We start from the raw sequence: 14,815 nt of genomic DNA on the forward strand, positions 1-14,815 counted from the left end.
CCCTACCGTCGGACGCATGAAGGCATTCACCGCAGTTCTCGCTGCCACACTGGCGACGGCAGCCGCCCTGGTGACCACACCCGCCCAGGCAGCCCCGACCACGACGACCTCCACGACCGCGATCGCCGACCAGCTCCTGCCTGGCCAGCGGCTGACGGCGGGTCAGTACATCCGCTCCAAGGACCACCAGTGGATCCTCGTGATGCGGGCGACCGGCAAGTTGGAGCTGCTCCGGCCGGGCACGGGCACCTACGAGTGGGCGATCAACACCGAGCGCAAAGGCTCCGTCCTGCGGATGGAGACCGACGGCAGCCTGAGCATCATCTACGGTCGGACCAAGGTCTGGAGTGGCGGCGCCAAGGCGAGCCCGAAGGCCAAGCTCGTGCTCCCGAACGACGGCCTGCTGAAGATCGTGACTCCGCTGGGCAAGTCGGTCTGGAACCGGCACATGATCATCGAGACCATGTGGCCGGGCAGTGAGCTCTGGGCAGCCGGCCCGCGCAACATCGCGGTGTCCGTGTTCTCGCCCTCGAAGGTCTACACCCTCCAGCTGCGCCCCAACGGCGATCTCGAGCTGATGAAGAACAACAAGACGCTGCTGTGGCGGGCGCCCGACCCCAGCAAGACCCCGGACTCGATCGCCAGGCTGACCCCGGACGGCACCTTCGCCGTCTACAACAACTTCAACCTCCCGACCTGGTCGGTCGGCGGCAAGAAGCCCGGCACCGTCGTGCAGGTCCGCGACGACGGCTCGCTGGTGCTGATCTGGGGACGCACGCTGGTGAAGAAGCTGCACTGATCGAACCACCCGGGCTGCGGTGGCGTCATACCCCTTGAAAACATCAGACCTAGGGGGATCACTTCAGATGATCAAGAACAAACTGCGCGCCACCGCAGCTCTCGCCGCCTCTGCCGCGGCACTGATCGCCGGTACGGCGGTTCTGGCGGTCGCACCGGCCAACGCCGCCACCACCTCCAGCGCGTCGGTTTCGTATGTCTCCGACACCCTGAAGGCGGGCCAGTCACTGAAGGCCGGCCAGTACATCCGGTCGAACGACGGCAAGTACGTGTTCAAGATGGACGCCCAGGGCTGGGCCTCGCTGAGCCGTGGTCCCGGCTACAACGCGACCTGGACGACGCCGGTCTCGAAGCCGGGCGCGGTCCTGCGGCTGCAGACGGACGGCAACCTGGTCCTCATCTACGGCCGGACGACGATCTGGAAGCTGGGCACCAGTGCTCCCAACGCCAACCTGATCCTGCACAACGACGGCGTCCTGTCGCTCTACAACGCCAAGGGCGTCGCGATCTGGAACCACCACATGATCCTCGGCCGGATGGGTCAGCTGGAGGCGCTCCGCACGGACAACGTGATGGTCTCGCCGAACCACGTCTACTCGCTCAAGATGCAGAAGACCGGCGATCTCCAGCTCCTGAAGAGCGGCAAGACCGTCCTCTGGCACAGCAACACCGCCGGCCACCCCGGCTCCTACGCCCTCGTCCAGGGCGGCGACCTCGGCGGCTTCGCCGTCCTCTCCAGCGGCAAGCAGACCCTCTGGTCCGCCAAAGCCACCTCACACGACGCGGTCCTGACCCTCTCCAACACCGGCGCCCTGAGCCTCATCTGGGGCCGCACCACGGTCTGGACCGCCAAGTAGTCCAGCCGCGCCGCCGGGCCCAGCACCCCACCAGCCCCCCTCAGCGGAGGCGACCCTCTTCAACATCGTCCGCCGGGGCGCGCAGCGCCGCGCCGGACTTTCAGTTGGTGAGGAGGGGGAGAAGGTTGGTGAGGTCGGTGCGCTCTCCGGAAGCTCTTACCTTGCCGGTGAGGCGAGCATCCGACCAAGTGGTTCGTCCGAGGGCGAGGTCTATCCAGATGTCGGCGGGCATCTCGATCACCGCGCCGGGGGTGCCTCGGGTGTGGCGGGGGCCTTCGATGCATTGGACTGCCCCGTACGGCGGTACGCGGACCTCCACCGCATGACCGGGCGCCTTGGCCACGAGGAGCTTCAGCAGCTCCTTCACCAGCAGCTTGAGTTCGGCGCGACCGGCGTCGCCGGCGTCGTACCGGCGCAGTGCTTCGTCCATCTCCACAGGCGCTTACGGTACGCGGTTTCGCCCAAGCCCCCTTCGTACCCGATAATCGAGAAGCGCACCGAGACGCGGAAGTGAGGTCGGGATGCTCACGCCCAGGCACCAGGCGCTAGTGGCGACGCTTGCGGGAATGACCGTAGGAGTCGCCGTCTTCGGCACCGTTCTGGCGATCAACTCACGCGGCGGCGACACCCCGTCGAGCCAGGTGGTGACGAGTCAGCCGACCCAGACGCCGAAGACCGGCGACGGGTTGCAGGCCGACTCGCTCCAGTTCACCTCGCAGGCGTTCGGCGCCGACGACGCCCCGGCGACCGCGGACGTCCCGACCGGGTGGAAGAGCGCGACCGGCGGCACCAGACCGAAGTACGTCGATCCGACCGGCGTCTGGCAGATCCGCTTCGACACCCGCGGCAGCAAGCAGACGCCGGACGAGATGGTGGCTGCGCGCGAGAAGAGCATCGACGAGAAGGACCTCACCGTCATCAGCCGCGACGACGGCACGCTGATCTACACCTACGTCGATCAGACCCGCGGCCCGCGGATGGGCCTGTCCAGCTTCCGCCCGACCGCCAACGGTCAGCGCACGCTGGTCGAGATCACCGTCGGCGGCCGCCCGCAGGACGAGGCCGGCCTGCGCGCCGTCCTCCAGCGCGCCACCGACACCCTGCAGATCTCCGGCACCGACGTCGGCGACACCCGCCCGAACTAGTACTTCGAGACGGCGCCGATCAGCACTTGATGTCGCTGGCCGGCGGCGTGCCCTTCAGCAGGTAGGTCTCGACCGCGTCGTCGACACACTGGTTGCCCTCGTTGTAGCCGGTGTGGCCGTCGCCGTCCCGGGTGATCAGCACGCCGTTCTCCAGCTGCCCGGCGAGCCCGACCGCCCAGTCGTACGGCGTCGCCGGGTCGCGCGTCGTACCGACCACGACGATCGGCTTGGAACCGGCCGCGGTGATCTTGTGCGGCTTGTCCTCCGGCTTCACCGGCCAGTTCGCGCACGGCAGCGAGCCCCAGAGCAGGAACGACCCGAAGCGCGGCGACGCCGCCTTGAACTTCGCCGCCTCGGCCTTGCCCTGCGCGACCGAGGTGAGATCCGGGCGGTCGATGCAGTTGACCGCGTAGATCACCTCGTTCTGGTTGTTGCCGTAGCCCTTCGGTGTCCGGTCGGTGTACTCGTCGGCCAGCGCCAGCAACCGCGCGCCCTTGCCCGCGAGCCCGTCGACCACCGCGTCCTCGAGCCGCGGCCAGTAGTCCTTGACGTACAGCGGGAAGATCACGCCGAGGACGACCAGCGCCTGCGTCACCTGACGGTCGCCGTCGCCCGGCAGCGGGGTCGCGTCGCTGTCGTTGATCAGCTTGTCGACTGCTGCCAGTACCTCGGCCTTGGTACTGCCGAGCCGGCAGGTGCGTTGCGCGCAGTCCTCGGCGAACGCGTCGAGCGCGGTGTCGAAGCCCTTCGCCTGGGCCATGTTGTTGTCTTCCGACGACTTCGACGGGTCGACCGCACCGTCGAGCACCAGCCGGCCGACGTTCTTCGGGAACAGCTCCGCGTAGGTCGCGCCGAGCAGCGTCCCGTACGACATGCCGAGGTAGTACAGCTCCTGATCGCCGACGATTCCGCGCAGTACGTCGATGTCGCGCGCGGCGTCCTTCGTGCTGACGTGCGGCAGAAGATCGCCGGACCGCTGCTCACAGCCGTCCGCGAGCGCCTTCGCCTGGGCGTTCAGCGCGTCGATCTCGGCGTCGTCGTCCGGGCTGCCGTCGGTGGCGATGAACTTGTCGAGCTGCTCGGTGTCGAGACACCGCACCGGCGTCGAGTCGGCGACCCCACGCGGATCCCACCCGATGACATCAAACTTCCGCAGCAGTGGCGCCCCGAGGACGAACCCAGCCGAAGCGGCGAACTGCTGCCCAGACGCCCCCGGCCCACCCGGATTGATGAACAGCGTGCCGATCTTCCCGGCTCGATCCCGCGCCGGCACCTTCCGCGCCCGGAGCTCGATCGTCTTCCCGTCCGGCTTGCTGTAGTCGAGCGGCACGCTGATCGTCGCGCACTGGTTCCCCGACCCGCACCGCTCCCAATCCGGCTGCTGACCGTAGAACTTCTCCAGCCCAGCCGGCACCGGCCCCGCCGGCCCCTTGGGCGCACTGCTCGGCTCGCTCCCACCACCCGAATCAGCATCCTGCGCCCGGCTAGCCACCCCACACCCCGCCACCAGCCCCGCAACCACCAAAACCACAGCAGCCCGACGAATCATCACAGCGAACTATCTCCCGTACCCTCGTCCGACTCCGGCCCTGCGTTGTCACCTTCACCCTGACTCAACCTGCGACGCCGACGCGGCTTACGACGCGGCCGAGTGGTCTCCGGCTCCGTCTGTACCTCGGGCTCCGGCTCAACCGTCGCCGGGCGCTCGATCAGCTCCACCGACTGCACAGGCTCGACTGCGGGAGCGTCGGGGGTGGTGGTGTCTGAGGCTTCGTACTGTTGGCGAGGGGAGCAGACGTCTGCTCGGCTGCAGGCGCAGCGGCGGCCGGACGCGGCCAGGCGGACTACTACCGTGTCGCTGGGGACGTTGTGGCCGACTACGACCCCGTCACCGGCGGGGGTTTCGACCTGCGTACCGGTGGCCGGGGCCTTGGCGTTGAACTCCTGGTACAGCGGGTGCTCGTATTTCAGACAGCACATCAGCCGTCCACAGGCACCCGAGATCTTCAGCGGGTTCAGCGGCAGATCCTGGTCCTTCGCCATCCGCACACTGACCGGCTCGAAGTCCTTCAGGAAGGTCGCACAGCACAGATCCCGCCCACACGGCCCGATCCCACCCTGCAACCGTGCCTCGTCCCGCGCACCCACCTGGCGCAACTCGATCCGCGCCCGCAACCCACGGGCGAGATCCCGGACCAGCTCCCGGAAATCCACCCGGTGCGGCGCGGAGAAGTACACGATCACCAACTGATCGACATCAGCCCGCCGATCCACGAAGTCGATGCCGACCACCTTCATCGGCAGCCCGTGCTCACGGATCAGCCGCTTGGCGGTCAGCCGCGCATCGGCCCGCCGCTGCCGGTTCTGCTCATCCCGATCGAGGTCCGCGGCAGTAGCGACGCCCTCACACAGCGGCAGCCCACCGATCTCCTCGGTCACGTACTGCGGCGCCCACACACACTCGGCGACCTCGGGCCCGTCATCGGTCGGGACCAGCACTTTGTCCCCGACCCGCGGTCTGTGCGAGCCGGGGTCCAGGTAGTACAGCCGCCCGTACCGCTCGAACGACACCGCCATCACCATGCCCACCGCGCCAGACTACGTGCCAAACCGTCCCGTAGTGGACGCCTTGACCTCCGGGCGTGCGGTTTCGCGGGAGTCAGGCGGGCGTTCCGCCGAAATTCGAGGCGGCTCCCCTAGAAGTCGTTGGCGTCGCCGAAGGCCACCACGGCCAGGATGAGCACGATGCCGAGCAGGGTGATCAGGCCGCCGACGATGATGCCCACGACGGCCATCGCCGTACCGGACTCCTTCCGGCTCTTGATCTGCATCAGCGCGATGATGCCGAGGATCACGCCGACCGGAGCGCTGATCCCGATCACCAGCCCGCCCAGCCCACACACCAGCGAAGCGATCGCCAGCGCGTTGGTCTTGTCGCCCCGCGCCCCCGGATACCCATACCCGTACGCCGCCGGCGCCTGCCCCGGATACTGCCCCTGCCCGTACTGTCCTTGGCCGTACTGAGCCTGCCCGTACTGTCCCTGGCCGTACTGCCCTTGCCCGTACTGCGGCTGCCCGTACCCCGGCCCCTGCCCCAACTGCGGCGGCTGCCCGTACTGCGGCCCGTACCCAGGCTGCTGCGCCTGCCCATACCCCGGCGCCTGCCCGTACTGCGACGGCTGCTGCGGCTGCTCCGACTGCCCGTAAGGCGACGACTGCTGCCCATACCCCGGCTGCCCGAACTCCGGCTGCGGCTGCCCGTACTGCGACGGCTGCGGCTGCCCGTACGTGGCTTGCCCGTACTGCGACGGCTGACCGTACTGAGGCGACTCCGGCTGCCCATACTGGGGCGCCTCAGGTTGCCCGTCCTGTGGCTGCTCCGGCTGCCGCGGATACTCGGCCGTCTCCCCGGACGTCGGCAACGGCCGCGTCACGTCGTCCTGTGGCCGATCCTGGTCCGGCTCGGATGGATTGCTCACCGCGACTCCCCCTAGCGCTGAGAATTGCGCATGGAGCCGGTCAACTGTTCGCCGGGCTTACCGACCATGCACAGCACGTTGCCGTCAGCAACGGCACGATCCTCCAGTACGACGTAGTAGATGTCCAGTTCGGACTGCTCGTACGCCTTGCCGACGAAGCTCTGAAACGCGGTCGCGCACTGCTGCGTGGCCGCCGACGTCCGCTGGTCCGCCGACAGCCCGGTCAGCGTCGCCCGGACCTTCGCGTATCCCTCACCCGTGTGCGGCACCGCACAGTCCGCGATCTTCACCTGGCGTAGCGTCGCCACTTCGAGATCGGCGTCGAAGCACTGCTGCACCTCCACCTGCGAGATGCCGGTGGTACGCCCGATGCCGGCCCGGCGTTCGCCGTACAGGTTGAGCGCGGCGGCGACCCCGAACGCGATCAGCCAGCATCCGCAGATCACCAGCGCGCCGACCGCCAGCCCCCGCCCGCGCGCACCCGACTTGCGGATCCGCCGGATCCCGAACAGCCCGAGCACCGCCGCGAGCGGCACCAGCCCCGGCAGGCTGGTCGCGAACGCCGCGACGGCATAGCGATCCAGCCGACGTTGCGCGGGCGTCGGCACACCCTCCAGCCAGGACTCGGCCGACGGAAGCGGAGTCCGCCCGTGCTGGACCGGCCCAGGCTGGATCGGCGGGGGCGGCTGGGTCAAAGAGCATCCTTCGGAGGGTTAACGACACTGACGGGTCCAGGTCAGCCTGGCCACCCCAACATCGCGCGCACCCTCGCCTTCGTTACAGCCGCGTCCGCGACTCAGACGTGCGTCTCAGCCCTCGAACAAGGCGATCGTCATCGCTTCGAGCGCGAGCAGCGGCGCGACGTTGCCCTCGATCGCCTCCCGGCAACCGGACAGCGCGTCGATCCGGCGGACGGTCTGTTCGGGGCTGGTCCGGCCGGCCAGCTGCTGGATGTCCTGGCTCAGCTCGGCGTTGATCAGTTCTGCTCCCGCACCGGTCTGAACGACCAGAACATCGCGGTACAAGGCCATCAGATCGACCAGCGACCGATCGAGCACGTCGCGTTCCCAGCGTTTGGCGCGCGCCTTCTGCCCGTCCTCGAGCTCCTTCAGTGCCGCGCCCGCCTCGCGCGGTTTGGCGCCCTTCGTGCCGACGCCGAGGGCTTGCTCGAGCTCGGTGCGTTCCTGCTCGTCGACCTTCGCGGCACTCGCCTTGGACTCTTCCTTCGCCGCGTCGACGAGCCGCTGGGCCGCGTTCAGGCAGGCGCCGATGTCATGCAGCTCGAACGGGACCTCGAGCACCTTGTTCCGCCGGCTGCGGACGACCTCGTCCCGCGCCAGCGCCTTCGCGCGCCCGATGTGTCCCTGCGCCGCCCGGGCCGCGAAGCTGGCCAGCTCCGGCTCGACCCCGGACTTGCGGGTCAGCATCTCGGCGACGGCGGCCACCGGCGGGGTTCGCAGGACGAGCAACCGGCAGCGCGAGCGGATCGTCGGTACGACGTCCTCGACGGTCGGCGCACAGAGCACCCAGACGGTCCGCGGGGCCGGCTCCTCGATGCTCTTCAGCAACGCGTCGGCGGCCTGGTCGGTCAGCCGGTCGGCATCCTCGATCAACATCACCTGCCAGCGACCCTGCGTCGGGCTCATCGCGGCCCGGCGTACCAGCTCGCGGATCTCGCTGACCCGGATCGACAGCATCTCGGTGCGGATCAGCGTGACGTCGGGGTGGGCGCCGTTGAGCGCAGTACGGCAAACCGCACACTCCCCGCACCCGCCATCCAGACACTGCAGCGCAGCCGCAAACGCCCGACCAGCATTCGACCGCCCAGACCCAGGCGGCCCGGTGATCAGCCAAGCATGAGTCATCCCAGCCGTAGCCTTGCCACCCTCCCCCCGCAACCGAGCCGAGGCCCCAGCAACAGCCCGCTGCAACACCTCAACAGCCGGCTCCTGCCCCACCAAGTCATCCCAAACACTCACTGCTGCCCCACCTCCGACTGCGAAGCCTCAGCCCGCCCCGCATCACCCTCGCCTGGCTCGGATACCGGCGATTGCCGGGCCACCGTCCGAGGCTGCTCACCCTCCGCCTCACGCGACCCCGCAGGCGACTGCGCTTGCGTCGGCGCCGTGGGGTCGCCCACCACGGGCTGCGCTGCACGCACCTCGGGTGCGCCCGCCCGGCCACTCGGCGGCTGCGGCTCCGCCCCCGACTCCTCGTGCGGTTCCACCGCCTTCTGCACCGGCGGGAGCATGGGGAGTAGGCGGGCCTGGATCTGGCCAGCCAAGGCAGCCCGATCCTGGGTGGCGTCCAGTACGAGGTAGTGCTGCGGCTCGGCGGCCGCCAACTCGAGGAATGCTGTCCGGACGCGCTCGTGGAAGTCGGCCGACTGGGCCTCGATCCGGTCGCGTTCCTCGAACCGGCCGAGCCCGCTCTTCGGCGGCAGGTCCAGCAGAATCGTCAGGTTGGGCCGCAGATCATCTGTCGCCCAACGGTTCACCCGCTCGACATCGCTCAGATCCAGATCCCGCCCGGACCCCTGGTACGCGAGCGCCGAATCGACGTACCGATCGGTGATCACCACCGCGCCCGACTTCAGCGCCGGCTTGATCACCGAGTCGACATGCTCAGCCTTGTCCGCGGCGTACAGCAACGCCTCGGCCCGATGCGAGATGTCGCCGGTCGCCGGATCGAGCACGATCTGCCGCAGCTTCTTCCCGAGATCGGTCGCCCCGGGCTCGCGAGTCAGCAGCACCTGCTGCCCCTGCTCCTTCAGCCACTCGACCAGCAGCGCGGACTGTGTCGACTTCCCCGCGCCCTCACCGCCTTCGAGCGCGATGAACAACCCAGTCGTCGGATACACGCCCGGCGTCTTCCCGAAGCTCCGCCGCAGATCCCGCCAGAACGGCACCCCGGGCCGGTCGTCCATCTGCTTCCAGGCGACCAGCCCGATCACCCCGGCCAGGATCGCCGCGATCAGCATCGTCATCGAAGCGCCGTTGTACGTCACCGACCCATCGCCCGGCAGATTGACCGTACGCCGGCCAATCGCGCCGGCCACAAAAGGCGCAACCGCCAACGTCACGGCCAGCACCGTCCGCACCGCCGACTGAACGAACGCGAACGTGCGCCCCCGCACGTTGTCCGGCACCTCCAGCCCGAGCAGCGTGTACCCGGAAACCCACGACGCCCCAGCGCAGAAGCCCAGCACGATCGCGATCATGGTCGCGATCTCGAGCTGCTGGATCAGCGCCAGCCCAGCCAGCCCGATCCCGGACCCGACCAGCCCGGCCGCGAACAACCTCCGCCGCGACAACCCCGAGAACACCCGGGGCGCGAACCCCATCCCGAGCGCCAGCCCACCGAAAACAGCGCCGAACAGCACGCCGTACCCCGGGTCACCGGCGTCCAGATCCTCCACGTACGTCCGCCCGAGCCCGATCACCACCGCACCGGCCGCGAAGGCGCCGGAGATTCCGACGACGAGCCCGCGGACCACCGGCGTACCGGTGACGTAGGACCAGCCCTCGACCATCGTGCGCCACAGCGTCGGGTGCTCTTCATGGTCGTGCCGCCCCGCGCGGCCGATCTCGGCGACCGACACGATCGCCAGCCCGGAGATCAGGAAGGTGGCCGCGTTCACGTAGACGGCCAGGTTGATCGAGAAGAACTCGCCGAGACCGCGGGTGACCAGGGTGATCGCGGTGAAGATCGCGGCCGCCGGCAACGCCGTCCCGTACGTCGTGATGAGGCTGAGCTGGTTGGCCGCCTCGAGCCGGTGCCGGGGGATCAGGTTGGGCACGCTGGCGTCCTTGGCCGGACCCCAGATCAGGCTGACGATCTCGATCAGCACGGTCGCCACCAGCACCCAGGTGAGCGTGCCGACGATCGGGATGCTGACGAAGAACGCCGCCCGGATCAGGTCCCCGATGATCATCGTCCAGCGCCGATCCAGCCGGTCAGCCACCCAGCCGGCGACCGGACCCATCACCAGCGCCGGCAGCACCCGGAGGAACAGCACCCCGCCGATGGCGAAGTTGGCCGCCTGGTAGTCGTCGCCAGCGAACGCCTTGGCCATCGCCGTCAGTGCGAGCAGCCCGATCCAGTCGCCCAGGCTGGACAGCCCGAACGCGATCCAGAGCCGCCGGAACGCCCGGATCCGCAACACCGCGCGCAGGTCGTGCGCCGGTGCAGGATCAGTCAGCGGGTCATACACCTCCGGCACACCCGAAAGCCTAGTCGGGTGTGCCGACAACCTTTACATCGCCTGATCGAGTCAGCTGGCGGTAAAGCGAAGGGAGAGCGAGGCGGGAGCGGTGTGCAGGGTGTACTTGTCGGGCAGGGCCGGGCCGCAGGAGTTGGAGCCGATACCTGCCTGAGCCAGGTCGATGGTGACGTAGGTGATGTCGCCGGCGACCAGGTCCGGGGCGTGCTTCGCGTTGGCCAGATCTGCTGTCGTCCAGTCGCGCACGGTCAGGCCGAAGAGGTCAGGGGCCGCCTCTACTCGCAGGGAGTCCAACTGGGCCCAGCGGGTGTCGATGTGGTGCCCGTTCTCCTGGGGGCGGATGTACGGCGTCTGTAGCTCCGCAACCGTGGCGGAGTACTTGCCGACGGCCGCGGCCGCCCGGGTGTCGGTATACGCCTCGCTAGGCCCGGTACCGAACCACTCCACCTGCCCCACCTTCGGCAACTCGAAGGTGATGCCCAGCCGCGGCAGGGTGGCCGGGTACTGCCCATCGGGCTCCACCGACAGATCCAGTACCACCGACCCGTCCTGCCCGTGGGTCCACCGCCAGGTAGCAACCAGCCCCCACTGGAGAGCCGGCGGCGCAGTACGGGTCACTACTTCCCAAGCCCCATCAACCACCCCAGCCGAAACCACCCGCTGCTGCACCCGATGCAGCCCCGCTTCCTTCCAAGCCTCAGCAACCCCAGGAATCACATCGTTGTCGATCGGAGCCCGCCATACGTCGAGCCGCAGCCCCCTGATCCCCAACGAAGCGACGTCGATCCCGTAGACCCCAGCAACGACGTCCTCCCCGGCATCTGTCCGAGCATGCCGCGCCTCGTCGCCTCCGGCGACCTCGGCGCGGACAGAGGAGGAGGCGGAAGCGCCCCCGACAGCTGCGCTGCCGCTGGCCGACCCGCCCATGCTGCCGACGGCCGACTCGCTCGCACCTGCCACGCCGGCTGCGCTACCGCTGGCCCAGTCGCTCGCACTCGCCACGCCGGGTGCGCCCGCGAGCGCCGCCTCCTCGGGCGCCTTGGCGCCTGCATGGCGTGCGCCGACCGGGTGGTCCAGGCGGACCTGGCCCCAGGCGACGTGGTGGCCGGCCTCGGCCCACGGGGTGGTTTCGGTCAGTTCGGCTGTGATGGTCAGCCAGGTTTCCGGCTGAGAGGCGTCGACCGGTGGGAGCTCGACCGACGCCGTCTCCCCTGGAGCGATCGGCGGCACGCTCAGGACACCGGAACCGGTGCGTTCGCCGGCGACCTCGGTCACCGCGCGGAAGGTCAGGTGGCTGGTGTCGAGGACCTCGTGGCGGTTGGTGATGGTGAGGCCGGTGGCGTCGCCGGTGATGACCAGGGGCTCGATCACCTTGATGTACTCGAGCATGCCGGGAGACGGCGTACGGTCCGGGAACAGCAGTCCGTCGCAGACGAAGTTGCCGTCGTGGATCTCCTCGCCGAAGTCCCCGCCGTACGCGTAGATCTCCTTGCCGTCGACCGTCGTCCGCAGCCCGTGGTCGATGAACTCCCAGATGAACCCACCCTGGCACCGCGGGTACTTCTCGAACAGCGCGTGATAGTCCGACAACCCACCCGGCCCGTTCCCCATCGCATGCCCGTACTCGCACAGGATGAACGGCAGCCCCCGGTACGACGTACCGTCCGCCCCGATCCGCTCGACATCCTCCGGCGACGTGTACATCTGCGAGTAGATGTCGACGAACTCCGCATGCGTGTCCCGCTCGTAGTGCACGGGCCGCGACGGGTCCCGGTCGTGCGCGTACGCGTACATCGACTTGAGGTTGTCGCCCATCCCGCACTCGTTGCCGAGCGACCAGATGACGATGCTCGGGTGGTTCTTGTCCCGCTCGACCATCCGCCGCATCCGCATCACCAGGTCGGCCTCGAAGCGCGGATCCATCACCGGGTTCGGCAGGTTCGGCGGCTGCGGCTCGTACCCGAAGCCGTGCGTCTCGAGATCGCACTCGTCCACGACGTACAGGCCGTACTGGTCGCAGAGGTCGAGGAAGTGCGGGTGCGGCGGGTAGTGGCTGGTGCGGACCGCGTTGATGCCGGCCCGCTTCATGATCAGCACGTCGTCGAGCATGTCCTGCTCGGTCAGCGCGCGCCCGCGATCGGGGTGGAACTCGTGCCGGTTGACGCCGTTGAACAGCACCCGATTGCCGTTGACGGTCAGCACGCCGTCGACGATCGCCACCGTGCGGAACCCGAGCTTGAGACGGACCGAGCCGCCCGCGGTCCGGAGTACGGCGTCGTAAAGCTTCGGGCTCTCGGCGCTCCACGGCTCGACGCTCGGTACCGGCGTCTCGAACCCGGTCGGGAACTCCAGGCCGAGCTCCTCCACCACGACAGTGCCCGGTACGTCGGAGTCGACCTTCAGCGTGCCGGCGCCATCGGCGTACGTGGCGTGCACGAACACGTCGGTCGCCGCCTCCGGCCGGAGCGCGAGCAGGTTGACCTCGCGGAAGATCCCGGACAGCCACCACATGTCCTGGTCCTCGACGTAGCTGCCCGCCGACCACTGGTGCACGCGGACCGCGACTGTGAATTCATTGCCCGGAGCAACCAAGTCGGTCAGGTCGAACTCGCTCGGCAACCGCGACCCCGACGACCAGCCGACCGGATTCCCGTCCACGAACACCGCGAACCGCGAGTCGACCCCCTCGAACCGCAGCACGATCCGGGAGCCGTCCCACTCCGCGGGAACACGCACGGTACGCACGTAATCGCCGGTCGGATTGGCCGTCGGCACATGCGGCGGATCGACGGGGAACGGGTAGTCGATATTCGTGTACGCCGGTTTGCCGTACCCGCTGAGCTGCCAATGCCCCGGCACCACGATCGTGTCCCAGTCGGACACGTCCGGGTCCTTCAGGTCGTCCGGCGCCTCCGCCACACTCGGCGAGAGCCGGAAACTCCACTCCCCGCCCAGCCCCACCCGCGCGGCATCGTCATCCAGCCAGGCTCGCGGAGCCAACACACCCGCACCCGAGGCAAAGTCTTCGACATAACTGTGGTCGTAGGTCACAGACATCGACCCTACGACCGATCTGTTCATAAATCCACACCGATGAACAGATATGGACAGACAATCACCGACTTTGTCAGGGCAAGCGAACCCGCTCGAGCCCCAGCCAGCCGGCCATCAGGGTGAGCTCGGCGATGAGAGCGTCCGTGAAGTCGGGGGCGCCAGGCTCGGCGGTGATGGTGGGGACGACGAGGGTGGAGGTTTTACGGTCGGCCTTCAGGTCGACCCGGGCGACGAGGCGGTCGCCGAGCAGGAACGGAAGCACGTAGTACCCGTGGATGCGCTGGGCCGCCGGCGTGTAGATGCTGATCCGGTAGAAGAAGTCGAAGAGCCGCTCGGTGCGGTCGCGATTCCAGATCAGCGTGTCGAACGGCGAGATCAGCGCGCAGGCGTCCACCGGGCCGGCTTCGGCCGTCGCCGACAGATAACTCTGCTGCTTGACCCCTTCAACCTGCACCGGGACAAGCTCACCTTCCTCCACCAACTCCGCGACAACCCGCCTGGCAGTTGCCTGCGGCAACGGATAGTGCCCGCCCGTCTTCCCGCACAACTCCTGCGCCGTCGCCACTCCCAGCGACCGCGCCGAGATCCGCACCAACTCACGCTGCGCCTCATCGGCAGCGAGCTCGGGCGCACGGAGTACCGCCTCAGGCAACACCCGCTCGGTCAGGTCATACACCCGCTCGAAACCCCGCCGCCCCGAAATCATCACCAGCCCCGCCGCGAACAGATACTCCACCGCGATCTTCGCGTCCTGCCAGTTCCACATGGACCCCGTACTCGGATCCGGATCCGCATCGCTCTTCTTACGCCGTACTTCCCCAGCCCCCAACTCACCCGCCGTCATCGCCCCCTCGGCGGCAATCCGCCCCAACACCTCCCCCACCAACCCCGGCCGCTCCCTCTGCAGCCGCTCCATCCCCACCACCACCGCCCAGGGAACCGACACCTCCGCCCCCACCGCTTCCCCCCAAACCTGCCGCTCCACCGCCCGCATCCGCCACCGCACCAACGGATAACCACTCACCGGCAACAGACTCGCCTTATGCCCCCAAAACCCCTCGAACAACTCAGGCTCGTCCCCCCAAGCCATCCGATCCAGCGTCTCCCGCGAGTACGCCCCCAGCCGACTGAACCCCGGCAGATAATGCGCCCGACACAACACATTCACCGAGTCCACCTGCAACACCCCCCCCCCCCCCCCCCCCCCCCCCCCCCCCCCCCCCCCCCCCCCCCCCCCCCCCCCCCCCCCCCCACCCCCCC

General features: G+C 68.7%; 12 protein-coding genes. 3 read left to right on the forward strand and 9 right to left on the reverse strand.

Annotated elements, in window-relative coordinates; all coding sequences use genetic code 11:
• The first annotated feature begins 16 nt into the window (after positions 1–16).
• On the forward strand, positions 17–799 hold the full coding sequence (locus ABD768_RS24335) for a hypothetical protein (RefSeq protein WP_343970922.1): 783 nt from the start codon (positions 17–19) through the stop codon (positions 797–799).
• Positions 800–866: 67 nt separating this feature from the next.
• Complete coding sequence (locus ABD768_RS24340; RefSeq protein WP_344844348.1) at positions 867–1,655, forward strand: hypothetical protein; 789 nt, start codon at positions 867–869, stop codon at positions 1,653–1,655.
• Positions 1,656–1,755: 100 nt separating this feature from the next.
• Here ABD768_RS24340 and ABD768_RS24345 read toward each other — a convergent pair whose 3' ends face one another.
• On the reverse strand, positions 1,756–2,085 hold the full coding sequence (locus ABD768_RS24345; protein ID WP_344845302.1) for a sterol carrier family protein: 330 nt from the start codon (positions 2,083–2,085) through the stop codon (positions 1,756–1,758).
• A 136-nt stretch (positions 2,086–2,221) separates the two neighbouring features.
• Here ABD768_RS24345 and ABD768_RS24350 point away from each other — a divergent pair, with 136 nt between their 5' ends.
• Positions 2,222–2,800, forward strand: a complete 579-nt coding sequence (locus ABD768_RS24350; protein ID WP_343970928.1) for a hypothetical protein — start codon at positions 2,222–2,224, stop codon at positions 2,798–2,800.
• A gap of 19 nt (positions 2,801–2,819) precedes the next feature.
• Here ABD768_RS24350 and ABD768_RS24355 read toward each other — a convergent pair whose 3' ends face one another.
• The 8 genes from ABD768_RS24355 to ABD768_RS24390 form a co-directional block, all read right to left on the reverse strand.
• A complete protein-coding gene (locus ABD768_RS24355; protein WP_344845304.1) occupies positions 2,820–4,349 on the reverse strand; it encodes an alpha/beta hydrolase in 1,530 nt (509 codons plus the stop codon).
• Positions 4,349–5,383 (reverse strand): PSP1 domain-containing protein, encoded by a 1,035-nt coding sequence (locus tag ABD768_RS24360; RefSeq protein WP_343970986.1) that lies wholly within the window; start codon positions 5,381–5,383, stop codon positions 4,349–4,351. Before ABD768_RS24360 ends, ABD768_RS24355 begins: the two co-directional genes overlap by 1 nt.
• A gap of 113 nt (positions 5,384–5,496) precedes the next feature.
• A complete protein-coding gene (locus tag ABD768_RS24365; RefSeq protein ID WP_344844352.1) occupies positions 5,497–6,279 on the reverse strand; it encodes a DUF4190 domain-containing protein in 783 nt (260 codons plus the stop codon).
• 11 nt (positions 6,280–6,290) lie between these two features.
• Positions 6,291–6,974 carry a DUF4190 domain-containing protein gene (locus tag ABD768_RS24370; protein WP_343970934.1) on the reverse strand — a complete coding sequence of 228 codons (684 nt, stop codon included), beginning with the start codon at positions 6,972–6,974 and terminating at the stop codon, positions 6,291–6,293.
• Positions 6,975–7,088: 114 nt separating this feature from the next.
• Positions 7,089–8,258 (reverse strand): DNA polymerase III subunit delta', encoded by a 1,170-nt coding sequence (locus ABD768_RS24375; protein WP_343970937.1) that lies wholly within the window; start codon positions 8,256–8,258, stop codon positions 7,089–7,091.
• Positions 8,255–10,501: a dTMP kinase gene (gene tmk, locus ABD768_RS24380; protein ID WP_344844354.1), complete on the reverse strand. Its 2,247-nt coding sequence runs from the start codon at positions 10,499–10,501 to the stop codon at positions 8,255–8,257. The genes ABD768_RS24375 and tmk overlap by 4 nt, the downstream gene beginning before the upstream one ends.
• A 51-nt stretch (positions 10,502–10,552) precedes the next feature.
• Complete coding sequence (locus ABD768_RS24385; protein ID WP_344844356.1) at positions 10,553–13,558, reverse strand: glycoside hydrolase family 2 TIM barrel-domain containing protein; 3,006 nt, start codon at positions 13,556–13,558, stop codon at positions 10,553–10,555.
• 70 nt (positions 13,559–13,628) lie between these two features.
• The gene (locus ABD768_RS24390; protein ID WP_344844358.1) at positions 13,629–14,741 is read right to left on the reverse strand and encodes a winged helix-turn-helix domain-containing protein; all 1,113 of its coding nucleotides are present in this window, start codon (positions 14,739–14,741) and stop codon (positions 13,629–13,631) included.
• Between the last annotated feature and the right edge of the window lie 74 nt (positions 14,742–14,815).

The organism is Kribbella ginsengisoli (genome assembly GCF_039537185.1).
GTDB classification, from domain to species: Bacteria; Actinomycetota; Actinomycetes; order Propionibacteriales; family Kribbellaceae; genus Kribbella; species Kribbella koreensis.

Bases quoted from the DNA above. Each gene is read 5' to 3' on its own strand.
- ABD768_RS24335 (WP_343970922.1), top strand. From the start codon at position 17: ATGAAGGCATTCACCGCAGTTCTCGCTGCCACACTGGCGACGGCAGCC.
- ABD768_RS24340 (WP_344844348.1), top strand. From the start codon at position 867: ATGATCAAGAACAAACTGCGCGCCACCGCAGCTCTCGCCGCCTCTGCC.
- ABD768_RS24345 (WP_344845302.1), bottom strand. From the start codon at position 2,085: ATGGACGAAGCACTGCGCCGGTACGACGCCGGCGACGCCGGTCGCGCC.
- ABD768_RS24350 (WP_343970928.1), top strand. From the start codon at position 2,222: ATGACCGTAGGAGTCGCCGTCTTCGGCACCGTTCTGGCGATCAACTCA.
- ABD768_RS24355 (WP_344845304.1), bottom strand. From the start codon at position 4,349: ATGATTCGTCGGGCTGCTGTGGTTTTGGTGGTTGCGGGGCTGGTGGCG.
- ABD768_RS24360 (WP_343970986.1), bottom strand. From the start codon at position 5,383: ATGGTGATGGCGGTGTCGTTCGAGCGGTACGGGCGGCTGTACTACCTG.
- ABD768_RS24385 (WP_344844356.1), bottom strand. From the start codon at position 13,558: ATGTCTGTGACCTACGACCACAGTTATGTCGAAGACTTTGCCTCGGGT.